Raw genomic sequence first — 14,359 nt, forward strand, 5'->3', positions numbered from 1 at the left:
CCACACGAAGGAGCCGGGGGCGCTGCGCGGGTGGGGTCAGTTGCCGCTCTTCGCCGGGTCCTTGAGCCCGATCGTGGCGTAGTCGAGCTGGCCGCCGAACGACGTGTGGCCGAAGGCGCCGGCGATGTTGGTGCCGAGCAGCAGCGGCATGCGCTCGATGACGGTGGGCGCCGTCGGAGCCTTGGCGAGGATCTCCCCGTCCAGCTGCCGCCACGCCGTGTTGGCCTGCGCGGTGTCGGTCATGTCGGCGATCTCGTCCATCCGCTTCATCGTCGCCTCGTCGTGGAAGAGCGAGTGATTGCCGGAGTTCCCCTTCTCCTTGATGTAGCGGCCGTCGAAGAGGAAGGGCAGGAAGGTGGAGCCGGAGGGATAGTCGGGGCACCAGCCGGTGTAGACGAGGTCGGTGCGGTTCTTGGTGTCGCCGATGGTGTCGTAGAAGGCCGACGGGTCGACGGCGTCGATGGTGACCTTGATCCCTGCCCGGCCCAGGGAGTGCTGTATCGCCTCGGCGACTCCCTTGTCGCCGTTGGAGACGGTGATACGGGTGGTGATCCCGTCCGGATTGCCGGCCTCTTTCAGGAGCTGCTTCGCCCTCTCCACGTCACCGGTGGCCGGGATCCCCAGCGTGTCGGGCTGCTTGCCGCCGTAGAGCGAGCCGGGCATGAGTGCGGTGGCGGGGTCGTTGAGGGCCGGGCCGCCGGAGGCGGTCAGCACCGCCTCGCGGTCCAGGGCGTACTGCACGGCCTGCCGGACCTTGGCATTGTCGAAAGGGGCCCGGCCCGTGTGCATCTGCACCATCTCGGTGCAGTTGGTGGACTCGGCCAGCAGCCGCGCCCTGACGTCGGCGTTGGTGAGTACCTTGGGGGTGCTCTCCGGGCGCAGTTTGCCCCAGGAGACGGCAGAGGCGTCCACGCCCTCCGAGGCGATGAGCCGATCGTCGACCTGGTTGGCCCTCAGCCCCATCACCACGACCAGCCGGTCCGGGTACGCCTTGCGCACGGTGTCCGTCGCCGGGTCCCAGTGGGGGTTGCGGACCAGGACCAGCCGCTTGTCCCGGTCGTACGACTCGATCTTGTAGGGGCCCGAGGAGAACGGGCGGTTGTCGTACTGGGGGCCCTTGTCCTGGGCCCTGGGCACCGGGGCGAAGGTGGGCAGGACGGTGGCATTGGGGAACTCCGCGAAGGGCTTGCGGAGTTCGAAGACGATCGTGTGGTCGTCGGGGGTCTTGACCGAGTCGAGGTGCTGCCCCTGGGCGGGGCCCCGGTAGCCTTCGGCGCCGGCCAGGTAGCGTGCGGCGTAGTCCGGGCCGCCGGGCAGGTCGGGGGAGAAGGGCCGCTCCACGTTGTACTTGACGTCCTGGGCGGTGATCGGGGAGCCGTCCTCGTACGTGAGGCCCTTCTTGAGCTTGAACGTCCAGGTCTTGGCGCCGTTGGAGGAGACACCGAGGTCCTCGGCAAGGTCGGGGACCAGCTCTCCGCCCTTCGCGCCCGGTTCCGCGTCGTACGTCACCAGGGTGCGGTAGAGCAGCCGGGTCCCGAAGTCCATGTCTCCGATCACCCAGTTGCGGGCCGGGTCGAGGTGGGTGAAGTCCTGGTTGGACAGGACGGTCAGTGTGCCGCCCTTCTGCGGAGTGCCGCCGACTACGGCCCCCGCGTTGGCGAGTGCGGGGTTCTTCGAGCCTCTGTCCTGCTGACTGCCGCCGGAGTGGCTGCCGTTGGAACAGCCGGCCATGCCGAGTGCGACGGTCGCCGCCAGAGCGGTGGCGACGGCGTGAAGAGTGCGCTTGTTCATCAGTGGTCACTCCGTGAACGTCGGGCAGCCTCAGGAGGCTGGAATGTGACCGATAACATAGTTATGTGAAATGGCACTCCACAATTGTTGCGCCTCCATAGCGTGGAGTTATGGGTAAGTGAGGGCTCCACGGCCACGGTTGGCCGCGCCAGGCTGACGCGTGATGTCACACGTCACCGTGCGGCCATGTGGCCGCGAAAGGGACCCATGAACCCTGCGTACGCGACCGTCGATCACGTCTTCACCGTGCCCCTGGACCACGCGGCCCCGCACGGTCCGACCATCCGGATCTTCGCCCGGGAGGTCACCGATGCGCGCCGAGCAGGTCGGCAACTACCCTGGCTCCTCTATCTGCAGGGCGGGCCGGGCGGCAAGTCGCCCAGACCGTCGGCCGGTGCGCCGGGCTGGCTGCCGCAGGCCCTCAAGACCCACCGGGTCCTCCTCCTCGATCAGCGCGGCACGGGCCGCTCCACCCCCGTCACCGCCCGTACGGCCTCCCGCTTCGCCTCACCGGCCCGGCTGGCCGAGCATCTCGGCCACTTCCGGGCGGACTCGATCGTCGCGGACGCCGAACTGATCCGCCGGCAGCTGTGCGGCGATGAGCCCTGGGAGACCCTCGGCCAGAGCTACGGTGGCTTCGTCACCCTCACCTATCTCTCCCAGGCGCCCGAAGGCCTTCGGGCGTGCTACGTGACCGGCGGCCTGCCCGGCCTCTCGGCTACCGCCGACGACGTCTACGCCCGCACTTACCCCCGAGTACGGGACCGCGTCCTCGACTACTACACCCGCTACCCCGACGACGCTGCCCGGCTGGGCGAGATCGCCCGCCTCCTGGCCGCCACCGATGTGCGCCTGCCCGACGGAGACCGGCTCACCCCCCACCGCCTGCGCACGCTCGGCCTGGCCCTCGGCATGGGCGACGGCTTCGAACGGATCCACTGGCTTCTCGACGAATCCCTCGACGAGGAAGCGAGGCCTACCGACACGTTCCTGCACCAGGTGATGGCACTGACCGGCTTCACCGACAACCCGCTCTTCGCCGTCATGCAGGAGACCCTGTACGGGCAGGGCGCGGGGCCGACGGGCTGGGCGGCGTCCAGGATCATGGCGGCGTTCCCCGAGTTCGCCGAGGACGCCGACCCCCTCCTGCTCACCGGAGAAATGATCTACCCCTGGATGTTCCGCGAGATCAAGGGCCTGCGCCCCTTCGCCGGCGCCGCCGATCTGCTCGCTGAACGCCCGGACTGGCCACCGCTGTACGATCCTCGCCGCCTCGCCGCCAACCGGGTCCCTCTCGCCGCACTCGTCTACCACGACGACATGTACGTGGACGCTGGGCTTTCCCTGTGCGCCGCGCGCGAGGTCGGCGCCACCCGGGTGTGGGTCACCAACGAATGGGAGCACGACGGCGTCACCGCCTCCGGCGGCCGCGTGCTGTCCCGCCTGATGGACCTGGCCGCGGGTCGCGCGTAGGCCCCGCGCAGTTCCCACGCACGCTGCCCCGCAGTTACCGCCCGCGCTGCCTGCATCCCCTCAACCTGCCTCCGACGGGAGAGACATGACCACCCTGCTTCACCACCTGCGGCCGCTCGCAGCGGCCGTCGCCCTCATCTCCTGCCTGTCTGCCCCCACCGCGGCCGCCGCCCCCGGCTCGCCGCCCGCCGCCGCCGACTGCGCCCTCCCCGGCCGGACCGGCTGGACGGACGAGGGCCACGACACCGACCGGACCCAGTTCCAGCCCGCCACCGGAACCCGCCGCGTCCTTACGCTGTACGTGGACTTCCCCGACGCCCCGGCCACCGACTCCACCGAGCCGTACGCCGCTCACCTCGCCCCGGCCGCCGACTGGATGGGCCGCGCGAGCTACGGTCGTCTGCGACTGGACAATAGCCCGTTGCACCGCTGGATCCGGATGCCCGCCGACTCCACCTCCTACGGCTTCGCGCGCGGCCTCACCTTTGAGGCCCACGAGAAGTACCTCCGCGACGCGATCACGGCCGCCGACCCCTACGCGGACTTCTCCCGCTACGACATGGTCTACGTCGTCCCCGCCAGGACGGCGACAGCCATCCCCTTCTCACCGACCTACCTGTACGACCCGGCGGCGCCCGGCATCACTGCCGACGGCACCCGCCTCAAATGGGCCGTCACTTTCGGACAGGACATGTGGCGCTGGGGCCACAAGGTCGCCGCCCACGAGACCGCCCATACCTTCGGGTTGCCCGACCTGTACTCGTTCACCGGCGCCACCCACCGGTACGTGGGCGGCTGGGACGTCATGGGCGACATCGCGGGCCACGCCCCGCAGTACCTCGGCTGGCACTCCTGGAAGCTCGGCTGGACCCGCGACGACCAGGTCGCCTGCCTGCCCGTGTCCGGTCGCCGAACGGTACGGCTGACCCCGGTGGAACGTTCCGGCGGAACCAAGATCGCCGTGTTGCGGACCGGCGGGACGACGGCGTACGTGGCGGAATCCCGCCGTGCCCAGGGTAACGACGTGGCCGCCTGCTCCACCGGCGTCCTCATCTACAAGGTCGATTCCGCGGCCCCCACCGGCGAGGGCCCGGTGCGGATCATGAACGCGAACCCGACCACGACCCCGCCCACCGGCTGCGCCCCGCTGGCCCTGGCCGCGTACGCACCCGGACAGAGCTTCACCGACCCCGCGACCGGCGTGCGCATCGACGTCCTCGCGGGCGGACCGACGGGAGACACGGTGCGGCTGAGCAAGGAGTGACTCCGGTCGCCGCAGCCGTGGTTGGGGCTTGCGCGCCACTGCCGCCTCACCGTCCCCAGGGCCGGCCCTGCGTTCCGGCGGTGCCCTGCGCGGGGTTGTGGTGGCAGGCCGGCGCGCGGATAGTGGAGGCGTTCGGGGTCTTCGACGTGAGAGCGACGCGATGCCCCCAAAATGGACCTCTCGATCGGGAGCCACGGATGAAGCGCGTCGGATCCTTGATGACCTCGCTGGCCCTGGGCGCCGGGCTGGCGATGGCCGGGGCGAGCCCTGCGGCCGCGGACCCGTACGACTGCCGTACGTGGTACAAGTCCAGTACCACCGCGGCCGGTACGTGCACCAACGGAACCGGCGAGTTCCGCGTGTACACGAAGTGCGACAGGCCCTGGGCGCGGGACTACATCGTCTACGACCCCACGTGGCGCCGGGTCGGTACGACGAGCACCGCCATTTGCCACAGTGGTGGAACGCCGTACGGCGCGGGCATCCAGGTGCACTGATCCCCGGTCTTCATGATCACGTCGGTGGCTGCAACGTCGTGGCCCCTGCCGCCGGTTCGCCGGGTGTGTCGAGGCACCGACCCGCGGCCTCCGCCGTGATCCGCGCTGCGAGCCCGTCCAGCAAGGTCTCCAGGGCGGCCTTGAATACCGTCGCCCCGTCCAGCCGGGCCATGTGGGCCACACTGCGCGCGATGGCAGGGAAGGCGGCGGGGTCGGCCGCAGGGTACTCGCGGGTCCAGGCCTGCTCGTCGCCCGTCCGGGCGGCCCCGTCCAGTGACTCGAATGCCGCGTCCATCCCGGCCCAGGCCAAGGCGAAGTCTCCGTAGACCCGGTGCAGGACGGCGGCCAGCGCCGGGGAGCATCCGGCTCGGCCGAAGGCCACCAGGATGTGCTCCACGATCCGCATCTCGGCAGGGCGCCGGGTGGTGCGGTAGGTGGCCAGAACCGCCGCGCCGGGATGGCGAAGGGCGGTCTCCCGCGTGCGCAGCGCAAGGTCGCGCAGCGTGTCGCGCCAGCTCTCCGAGGGTTCGAACCCTGTCAGGGTCTCCTCGAAGAGGCGGTCGGCCAGGGCCAGGTGGAGCTCGTCCTTGTCGCTGACGTAGCGGTACAGGGCGGAGGGGTCGACCCCGAGTCTGGCGGCGAGCCGCCGCACGCTGAGCGCCGCCGCGCCTTCGTCGTCGGTCAGCGCGAGCGCGGCGTCCACGATGATCCGCAGGTCCAGCTCGACCTTGGGGGGACGGCCTCTGCCTCGTACTGCCATGGGGTGATCAGACCAGCCTGGACAGCGCTTCCGCAAGCCCTGCCGCCCGGCGGAAAATCTTTTACCCACACCGTTGACAAAATAGTGAGGCGAGCGGTTGTCTGCGGGGCACCCAGAACCGAGGAGTGCTGCTCATGGACCAGGGAAGACCCGCCACCGGCAAGGCGCCCGTCGCCGCGTTCCGCAAGACCCTCAGCACCCGGCACGGCGTGGTCATCGCGCTGGCCAACATCAGCCCCACCGTGAGCGTCGGCATCGGCCTCGCCTTCCTCGCCGCGCTCGCAGGCACCGCGATGCCCGCAGCTTTCCTGCTCGCGGCCCTGCCGATCCTTGCCGTGTCCGGGGGCTATGCCCGGCTCGCCGCCCGCGACCCCAACTGCGGCACGGCGTACGTCTGGGTGCGCCGAGCGCTCGGTCCCTGGACCGGCTATCTCACCGGGTGGACATCGGTCGCCACCAACATCCTGTTCCTGTCGTACGCGGGCCAGCTCACCGGGCAGTTCACCCTCGGCCTGCTCGCCGAGGCCGGCGTCCGGGCCGTCTCCCCGGACGACCCCCTGGCGGTCACCGTCACCGGCCTGCTGTGGAGCGTCCTGATCGTGCTGAGCGCGCTGCGGGGGGTGAAGGGCGCCACCGCCGTTCAGAGCCTGTTGCTCGGCATCTCCGCGGTCGTAGTCACCGCCATCGTGATCACCGCCTTCGCCCGGGGCGACGCGGCCCCCGTCTCCGCCTCGTGGTTCTCGCCGTTCGCCTTCCCCGACACCCTCACACTGCTCGGCGCGACCGTGATGGCGGCGTACATGTTCTGGGGCTGGGAGAGCGCCTTCTCCGTGGTCGAGGAGTCGACCTCGGTCCGCTCGTCGGGCCGTGCCGGAATCATCGCGATTCTGGTCACCACCGGGTTCTTCCTCTTCTCGGCAACCGGCTTCCTGCACGCGCTGAAGCCGGAGCAGCTCGCGGATCCCTTGTCCGGTGTCACCGAACTGGCCCGCACCTTCTACGGGGCCACCGGCGCGGCCGCAGCCCTCGCCGCGATGCTCTTCGCCACCGTGGCCTGCATGCAGTCGAGCGTCATCGCGGGGGCCCGGCTCACGCTCGCCATGGGCCGCGACGGTGTGCTGGGCACGAGCTGGACCCGATTGCATCCTGCGTGGGGCACGCCGGTCACCTCCACCGTGCGGATCGCGGCCCTCGCCATCGGAGTATCGCTCGCGGGGCTCGCGGTAGGCTCGCTGTCCGAAGTGGTGGTCGCCGTCGTCAACTCGGTCGGCATCCTGGTCTCGCTGATGTACGGGGTCGGCGGTATCGCCTGCGTCGTCACCTTCCGCCACGAACTGCGCGGCCGGATCCGCGACGCGCTTGTCGTGGGCCTGCTGCCGCTGCTCGGCGGCATCGCCCTGCTGCTGCTCGGCGGCCTCGTCGCCTATCAACAGTGGACCTCGGTGGACCACCTGGCCTTCGACCCCGAGAACGGGCGCTTCCTCACCGTACTGCCCCTCACCGTCATCGCCCTCGGTATTCCCACCGCCGTGTGGACCCGCTACCGGCGCAGGGCCGCCTACTTCACACAGCCGCCGGCTCCTCTCGCGCCCGTGCCCGCACCGGCTGCCGCCGGCGGCTGACCACCGCGCCCCGGGCGCGGACGCGCGCCTCACCAGACCTCACCCCCTCTCCCTCACCCCGTCGGCCTCTCCCACCTGTCACCAGCCCCTCACCAACGTGTCACCAACCGGAGCCCGCACATGCGCCATGCAGATCTCGTCCTCCTCAACGGCACCATCTGGACCGCCTCCCCGGTACGCCATCGGATATCGGCGCTGGCCGTCACCGGCGGCCGGATCACCGCCCTCGGCACCGACCGGGAGATCCGCGAGCACATCGGTCCGCGTACCGAGGTAACCGATCTCGGCGGCCGGTTCGTACAGCCCGGGTTCACCGACGCACACGTACATCCGGTGATCGCCGGGATCGGAATGCTCGGCTGCGATCTGAGCCCGGGCCGTACCGCCCTGGAGTACCGCGCCACGATCGCGGCCTACGCCGCCGCCCACCCCGAGGCCCCCTGGATCCAGGGCAGCGGTTGGTCCTTCGACGCCTTCCCCGGCGGTCTGCCGCACCGCGACCAGCTCGACGACATCCTTCCCGACCGGCCCGCCTACTTCCCGGTCCGCGACGGACACTCGGCGTGGGCCAACTCGCGCGCCCTGGCCCTGGCCGGACTGGACCGGCACACACCGGATCCCGCGGATGGCCGCATCGAACGCGACGCCGCGGGCGAACCCACCGGCGTACTGCACGAGGGCGCCATGATGCTCGTCGGGACGCTCGCGCCCGCTCCCTCGGCGGCCGAGGCCCGCGCCGGACTCCTCGCTGCCCAGGAACTGCTGCACTCGCTCGGGATCACCGGCTGGCAGGACGCACTCGTCGGCGCGTACGCGGGCTTCCCCGACCCCCTCGACACATACCTCGCCTGCGACGCCGACGGCTCGCTGACCGCCCGGGTACGCGGAGCGCTCTGGTGGGAACGGGACCAGGACCTCGGCCAGCTCGACTCGCTGCTCGCCCGCCGCGAGAAGGCCGCCCAAGGCCGGCGCTTCACCGCCGGCAGCGTCAAGATCATGCAGGACGGTGTGGTGGAGAACTTCTCCGCCGCCATGCTCGAGCCCTACCTGGACTCCTGCGGCTGCCCGGGCGACAACGCCGGGATCTCCATGGTCGACCCGGCCTTGCTCCGCGACGCCGTGGTCGCCCTCGACGGGCACGGCTTCCAGATCCACTTCCACGCTCTCGGCGACCGGGCGGTCCGCGAGGCGCTGAACTCCCTCGAGGCGGCCGTGGCCGTGCACGGCCACACCGGCCTGCGCCACCACCTGGCCCATCTCCAGGTGGTGCACCCCGACGACATCCCCCGTTTCCGCACACTGCGCGCCGCCGCGAACATGCAGCCGTTGTGGGCCGCCCACGAACCCGCCATGGACGAGCTGACGTTGCCCTTCCTCGGCGAAGAACGGGGGCGACGCCAATATCCGTTCGGAGCCCTGCACGCGGCTGGTGCGGTGCTCGCGGCGGGCAGCGACTGGTTCGTCTCGAGCCCGGACCCATGGCACGGCATCCACGTCGCCGTCAACCGCCAGGTGTGGGCCGAGGAACTGGGCGAGCCGGATCTGCGCCCCCCGTTCCTGCCCGAGCAGCGGCTCGCCCTCACCGACGCCCTCGCCGCGTACACGGCCGGCTCGGCGTGGGTGAACCACCAGGACGAGGCCGGTGTGATCGCCGTCGGCCGCCTCGCCGACCTCGCGGTCCTGGACCGTGACCCCTTCGCCGTCGCCGCTGCCGACCTGCACTCCATCCGCACCGTGGAGACGTACGTGGGCGGTGTACGGGTCTACAGCGCGGGCTAAAGAGGTGTTGCGGAAGTCCGTCTCGGGCAGGCCGGAGTGTGTTTGACCGGGTGTCTGCGTCGGGCCGCGGCACCGGCTCCAGCGCAAGCAACGGCCGCGGCCGCTGGCTGACCCGGCAGACCGGCGCCGGAGGGATCACGAACGGATGTGCCACTGCCGCAGGTCCCCGGATTGTGCTCCGTCCCCCTGATCGATCCCACGCCGCTGTACGCCTGGTCGCCGCTGTGGCGCTCCGGAAACGGACACCCGGCGCCGAACTGCCTCGAGATCGACGCCGCCCACGCCGCGTGCTTCGGCCGCGCCAACGAGGAGTCGAGGTCGCTACGGCCGCGTCGGCCGCCATCTGCCGGACCGGGCGAGTACAAGGGATGGCAAACCGCCAACCCTCAGCGTTCCGAGACGAGGAGCACCATGTCGCACGCCCGGCCCGCTTTGCGCCGCCCGGAAGCCGGGCTCGCTCTCGCACTGGCGTTCGTGGCTGCCGCCGCGGTCTTCGTCGCCGTCTTCCTGTTCGGCCGGGCGAACACGGCGGACTACACCGCGACACTGTTCGGCCAGGCGAACACCGATGCCGTGCGTCTCAAGGCACAGCTCGCCACCGGCGTCCTGGGGCTGGCCGCTCTCCAGCTGCTGCTGGCGCTGTGGATGTACCGCCGGCTGCCCGGGGTGCGCCGGGTGCCGGGCCCGGTGCCCATCACCCACCGCATCGTCGGTGTGGTCCTGTTCGCCCTCACCGTCCCGATCGCGGTGCACTGCGTCCAGGCGTACGGCGTGCAGCTGACCGGCTCGCGTGTGGCAGTGCACTCGATCGCGGGCTGCTTCTTCTACGGGGCGTTCGCCGCCAAGGTCGTGCTGGTGCAGAGCCGTCGCCTGCCGGGCTGGGCCCTGCCACTGGCCGGGGGCGCACTGGTGGTCGTGGTGGTGGTCCTCTGGTACACGAGTGCGCTGTGGTACTTCAACGGAGACAGCGTGCCGGCGCTGTCGCTCGGACACCCCCACCTGCCACCGGGGTAGATGTGACGATCGGACGAGCGCCGAAGGCCGGCGCCTATCGGATGACGGTCCTTGACACACCGTACGTGTCGCCGTCCCATGTACCCCGTTCGTACCGGTCCGAGCCGGTAGCCTGCGCTCCGCGGATCCGCCCGTCGTCACCCGAGGACCACGGAGAAATCAGATGGACATGCTGTCGAGGCGTGCCCTGCTCGGTGCGGTCGGCGCGGTGGGACTGTCCACGGGAGTGACAGGCTTCGCCCCGGCACCCGAACCCGTGGCGGCGGGCGTCACCGTACCGCCGGCTCCCCGTACCGGGCCCGCCTCGGACCTCGCCACGGCGTACGAGGCACTGCACCGCCTGCTGCCGCGCCACGCCGCCCAGTTCGTCCTCCGCGTCGTGGCAGCCGCCGACCGCGCCGACCGCGCCGACCGCTTCCGTGTCGCCGGCCACGACGGCCGTATCGAGGTCAGCGCGACCGGCCCCGCCGTCCTCCTCACCGGCGTGCACTGGTACCTCAAGTACGTCTGCCGCGCCCACCTCTCCTGGGCCGGCAGCCGCATCGACCACCTTCCCGACGTCCTGCCCGCTCCCGCCCACCCGCTCGAACGGTCCGCCACCGTCCCCCACCGCTTCGCCCTCAACGACACCCACGACGGCTACACCGCCCCCTACGCCGACTGGCCGCACTGGGAACGCCTGATCGACGACCTGGCGCTGCACGGATGCAACGAGGTGCTCGTCACCGTCGGCCAGGAAGCCGTCTACCATCGCGTGCTGCTGGACTTCGGCTACTCCGACGCCGAGGCCCGCGCCTGGCTGCCGGTCCCTTCCCACCAGCCGTGGTGGCTGCTGCAGAACCTCAGCGGCTACGGAGGCCCGCCCTCCCGCGAGCTCATCGCCCGCCGCGCCGCCCTCGGCCGGCGCATCACCGACCGTCTCCGCGCGTACGGCATGCACCCGGTCCTGCCCGGCTGGTTCGGCACCGTCCCGGACGGCTTCACGCAGCGCCACCCCACCGCCCGCGTGATCCCACAGGGCACGTGGTTCGGGATGCGCCGCCCGGACTGGCTCGACCCCCGCACCCCGCCCTTCGCCGATCTGGCTGCCGCCTTCTACCGGCACCAGCGCGAACTCCTCGGCGGTGCCGCCCACTTCAAGATGGACCTGCTGCACGAGGGCGGCAGTCCCGGCGACGTGCCCGTCGCCGACGCGGCCCGCGCCGTGGAGCGTGCCCTGCAAAGTGCCCACCCCGGCGCCACCTGGGTGCTGCTCGGCTGGCAGCGCAACCCGGTGTCCGCCCTCCTCGACGCCGTCGACAAGAGCCGCCTGCTCATCGTCGACGGCCTGTCCGATCTGGACACCGTCACCGACCGGGAGCGGGACTGGCGCGGCACCCCGTACGCCTTCGGCACGATCCCCAACTTCGGGGGCCGCACCACCATCGGCGCCAACACCGACCGCTGGACCGCTAAGTTCCCCGCCTGGCGGGACAAGCCCGGCAGCGCGCTCGCCGGCACCGCCTACCTGCCCGAGGCCACCGGTGGCGACCCCGCCGCCTTCGAGCTCTTCAGTGAGCTGGCCTGGCGTACCGAGACCATCGACCGGACGGCGTGGTTCGAGCGGTACTCCGAATTCCGCTACGGCGCCCCGGACCCCGCCGCACGGACCGCGTACGCCGCACTGGCCCCCACCGCCTACCGGCTGACCAGCCGTGACGGCCGCCCGCACGACTCCCTCTTCACCCGCCGCCCCCGCCTGCACGCTTCCTCCGCCACCGCCTTCGCGCCGGCCGGCTTCGACCGGGCCTTCGCCGCCCTGCTCGACGTGGCACCCGCACTGCGCGACAGCGACACCTACCGCCGCGACCTGACGGACCTGGCCCGCCAGGCCCTCGCCAACCGCTCCCGCACCCTCCACGAGCCGCTGCGCACGGCATGGCTGAGCCGGGACACCGCCACCTTCCGCGCCGTCGGCGCCCTCTGGCTGAAACTCATGCGACTGAGTGACACCGTGGCCGGCTGCCACCGGTCCTTCCTGCTCGGCCCCTGGCTGGAAGCAGCCAAACGGCAGGCCAGCAGCCCCGCCGAGGCCGCCGGACTCGAGCGCGCTGCCCGCGCCCTGATCACCACCTGGGCCGACCGGTCCGCCGCGGGCTCGCTGAACAACTACGCGGCCCGCGACTGGCACGGCCTGATCGCCGGGCTGCACCTGCCGCAGTGGGAGGAGTTCCTGCACGAGCACGCCGAGGCCCTGGCCGGAAACCGCCCCGCACCGCCCTTCGACTTCTACCCGCGCGAGGAGGCATGGACCCGGGAGCAGGACCGGCGGCACCCGGTCCGCCCGACGGGCGACGCGTACCGGACAGCCCGTACGGTGTACAAGACCCTGGCCGCCGCCCCCTACCAGGGCTCCACCACCGTCACCCTGGAACCGCTGGCGCCGGCCCCGGGCGGCACCGCCACCCTGACCGCCACCTTCCGCAACCGCAACGGCCTGCGAGACACCGGCCCCGTCGACCTCGCTCTCACCGGCCTGGCCGCCACCCCGCTCGGTTCCACCTCGACGCCCTCCGTCCCGCCGGGCGGCAGCATTTCGGTCTCCTGGCACGTCGCCGCCCCGTCGGCCCCCCTCCAGCCGCTGCCGTACACCCTGCGGACCCGGTACGGCCCGTCCGGCGAGCCCCCGGTCACCGTCACCCAGCACGGCATCGTGCCCGTGGCCGCCGGCGCGGGCCTGGCCGGACTGAAGGCAGGCCGCTGAACCGGGAGGCCGGAACCGAATCCCCGGCGCGGCTGTCGGTGACCCGTAGCGTGCGAATCGACATATATCGTCAGTCACCATGGCCGGGGCGACATCGCTGGAGGCGTCATGAGTGAGCGGCCGGTTCTTCTGCCCTACGCCGATCATGCCTTCGTCGCGGACCCTTTCCCGCTGTACCGGCAACTGCGCGAGGAAGGCCCCGTGCGCCGTGCCGTCATCGCGGGCGGCCTGGACGCCTGGCTCGTCACCCGCTACGAAGACGGACTCGCGGCCCTGACCGATTCCCGCTTCAGCGCCGATGTCCGTGACGCCTCGGACACCCGGCTCCTGGGGCAGCTGCCCGAAACGGAGCGTAAGTCGGTGCTGGGCAACATGCTCCGCAGCGATCCGCCCGATCACACCCGCCTGCGCAGCCTGGTCTCCAAGGCGTTCACCGCCCGCAGAGTCGCCGGGATGCAGTCCCGGATCCAGTCCATCACCGACGGGCTGCTGGACGCGGTCGTCCCGGCCGGCCACGCCGACCTCGTGGCGGACTTCGCGCTGCCGCTCCCGGTCACGGTGATCAGCGAGCTCCTCGGGGTGCCGGTGGACGACCGTCACGACTTCCAGCGCTGGACCGACCGCATGATCATGAGGGGCTCGGTGCCACCCGACCCGGCCGTGGTGAACGAGGCGTGGCAGCACATGCGGGCTTACGTCACCGAGCTCATCCAGGCCAAACGGGCACACCCCGGTGACGACTTGCTCAGCGGCCTGATCACTGCCCGGGACGAGGAGCGGCAACTGTCCGAGGATGAGCTGATCGCCATGGTGTTCCTGCTGCTGGCCGCCGGGTACATCACCACCGTCAACCTGATCGGCGGCGGTATCGCCATACTGCTCGCCCACCCCGACCAGCTCGACCTGCTGCGCTCCGACCCCGAGCTGCTGCCGGGCGCGATCGAGGAGTTCCTCCGCTTCGACGGACCGGTCAGCCCCGGCATCGCCCGGTTCGCACGCGAAGACGTCGAGATCGGGGGTGTGACCATCCCGCGCGGCGCGACCGTGCTGATCGCCTCGGCCATCGCAGACCGCGACCCGGCACGGTTCCCCGACCCTGACCGCCTGGACATCGCCCGGCAGGACAACGCGCACCTCGCTTTCGGGCACGGCATCCACTACTGCCTGGGTGCGCCGCTGGCCCGGTTGGAGGGGCAGATCGCGATCGGCACCGCCCTGCGCCGGCTGCCGGGCCTCGCTCTTGCCGTGGCGCCGGATGAGATCCGCTGGCGCCCAGGCGGCCTCCGCGGCCCCCAGACCCTGCCGGTCACCTTCACCTCAGGCGGCTGAGCACCCGCCGACAGCGGCCGCCTTCGGAGATCGGCCTACACCATCACGGACACCGTGCCCCGGATGCCGAACAGCGCCTTCCCCGTG

The 14,359-nt window shown here is 71.4% G+C and carries 9 protein-coding genes and 1 pseudogene; 8 read left to right on the top strand and 2 right to left on the bottom strand.

The window, feature by feature from the left end:
• Window positions 1-36 precede the first annotated feature (36 nt).
• The gene (locus OHA89_RS36330) at window positions 37-1,791 is read right to left on the bottom strand and encodes an ABC transporter substrate-binding protein (protein WP_406367999.1); all 1,755 of its coding nucleotides are present in this window, start codon (window positions 1,789-1,791) and stop codon (window positions 37-39) included.
• Between the two features lie 207 nt (window positions 1,792-1,998).
• Between OHA89_RS36330 and OHA89_RS36335 the strand changes: the two genes are divergently transcribed.
• The 3 genes from OHA89_RS36335 (at window position 1,999) to OHA89_RS36345 (ending at window position 5,025) form a co-directional block, all read left to right on the top strand.
• Window positions 1,999-3,264: an alpha/beta fold hydrolase gene (locus OHA89_RS36335; protein ID WP_406368000.1), complete on the top strand. Its 1,266-nt coding sequence runs from the start codon at window positions 1,999-2,001 to the stop codon at window positions 3,262-3,264.
• A gap of 85 nt (window positions 3,265-3,349) precedes the next feature.
• Entirely contained in the window at window positions 3,350-4,528 is a 1,179-nt protein-coding gene (locus OHA89_RS36340) for a M6 family metalloprotease domain-containing protein (protein WP_266612200.1), read from the top strand.
• A 197-nt stretch (window positions 4,529-4,725) separates the two neighbouring features.
• Window positions 4,726-5,025 (top strand): hypothetical protein, encoded by a 300-nt coding sequence (locus OHA89_RS36345; protein ID WP_406368001.1) that lies wholly within the window; start codon window positions 4,726-4,728, stop codon window positions 5,023-5,025.
• A gap of 16 nt (window positions 5,026-5,041) precedes the next feature.
• Here the strand turns inward: OHA89_RS36345 and OHA89_RS36350 are convergent, their stop codons facing one another.
• Complete coding sequence (locus tag OHA89_RS36350) at window positions 5,042-5,785, bottom strand: TetR/AcrR family transcriptional regulator (RefSeq protein ID WP_266612203.1); 744 nt, start codon at window positions 5,783-5,785, stop codon at window positions 5,042-5,044.
• Window positions 5,786-5,919: 134 nt separating this feature from the next.
• Here OHA89_RS36350 and OHA89_RS36355 point away from each other — a divergent pair, with 134 nt between their 5' ends.
• From OHA89_RS36355 to OHA89_RS36375, 5 genes and pseudogenes are all read left to right on the top strand, one after another.
• The gene (locus OHA89_RS36355) at window positions 5,920-7,407 is read left to right on the top strand and encodes an APC family permease (RefSeq protein ID WP_266612205.1); all 1,488 of its coding nucleotides are present in this window, start codon (window positions 5,920-5,922) and stop codon (window positions 7,405-7,407) included.
• Between the two features lie 120 nt (window positions 7,408-7,527).
• Complete coding sequence (locus OHA89_RS36360; RefSeq protein ID WP_406368002.1) at window positions 7,528-9,186, top strand: amidohydrolase; 1,659 nt, start codon at window positions 7,528-7,530, stop codon at window positions 9,184-9,186.
• 411 nt (window positions 9,187-9,597) lie between these two features.
• Window positions 9,598-10,200 carry a DUF6529 family protein gene (locus tag OHA89_RS36365; protein WP_266612207.1) on the top strand — a complete coding sequence of 201 codons (603 nt, stop codon included), beginning with the start codon at window positions 9,598-9,600 and terminating at the stop codon, window positions 10,198-10,200.
• Between the two features lie 163 nt (window positions 10,201-10,363).
• Window positions 10,364-12,904: pseudogene (locus tag OHA89_RS36370) on the top strand (alpha-N-acetylglucosaminidase); the annotation flags it as partial.
• A 147-nt stretch (window positions 12,905-13,051) separates the two neighbouring features.
• The gene (locus OHA89_RS36375; RefSeq protein WP_406368003.1) at window positions 13,052-14,272 is read left to right on the top strand and encodes a cytochrome P450; all 1,221 of its coding nucleotides are present in this window, start codon (window positions 13,052-13,054) and stop codon (window positions 14,270-14,272) included.
• The last annotated feature ends 87 nt before the right edge of the window (window positions 14,273-14,359 follow it).

The organism is Streptomyces sp. NBC_01546, from assembly GCF_045208355.1.
Classification (GTDB): Bacteria; Actinomycetota; Actinomycetes; order Streptomycetales; family Streptomycetaceae; genus Streptomyces.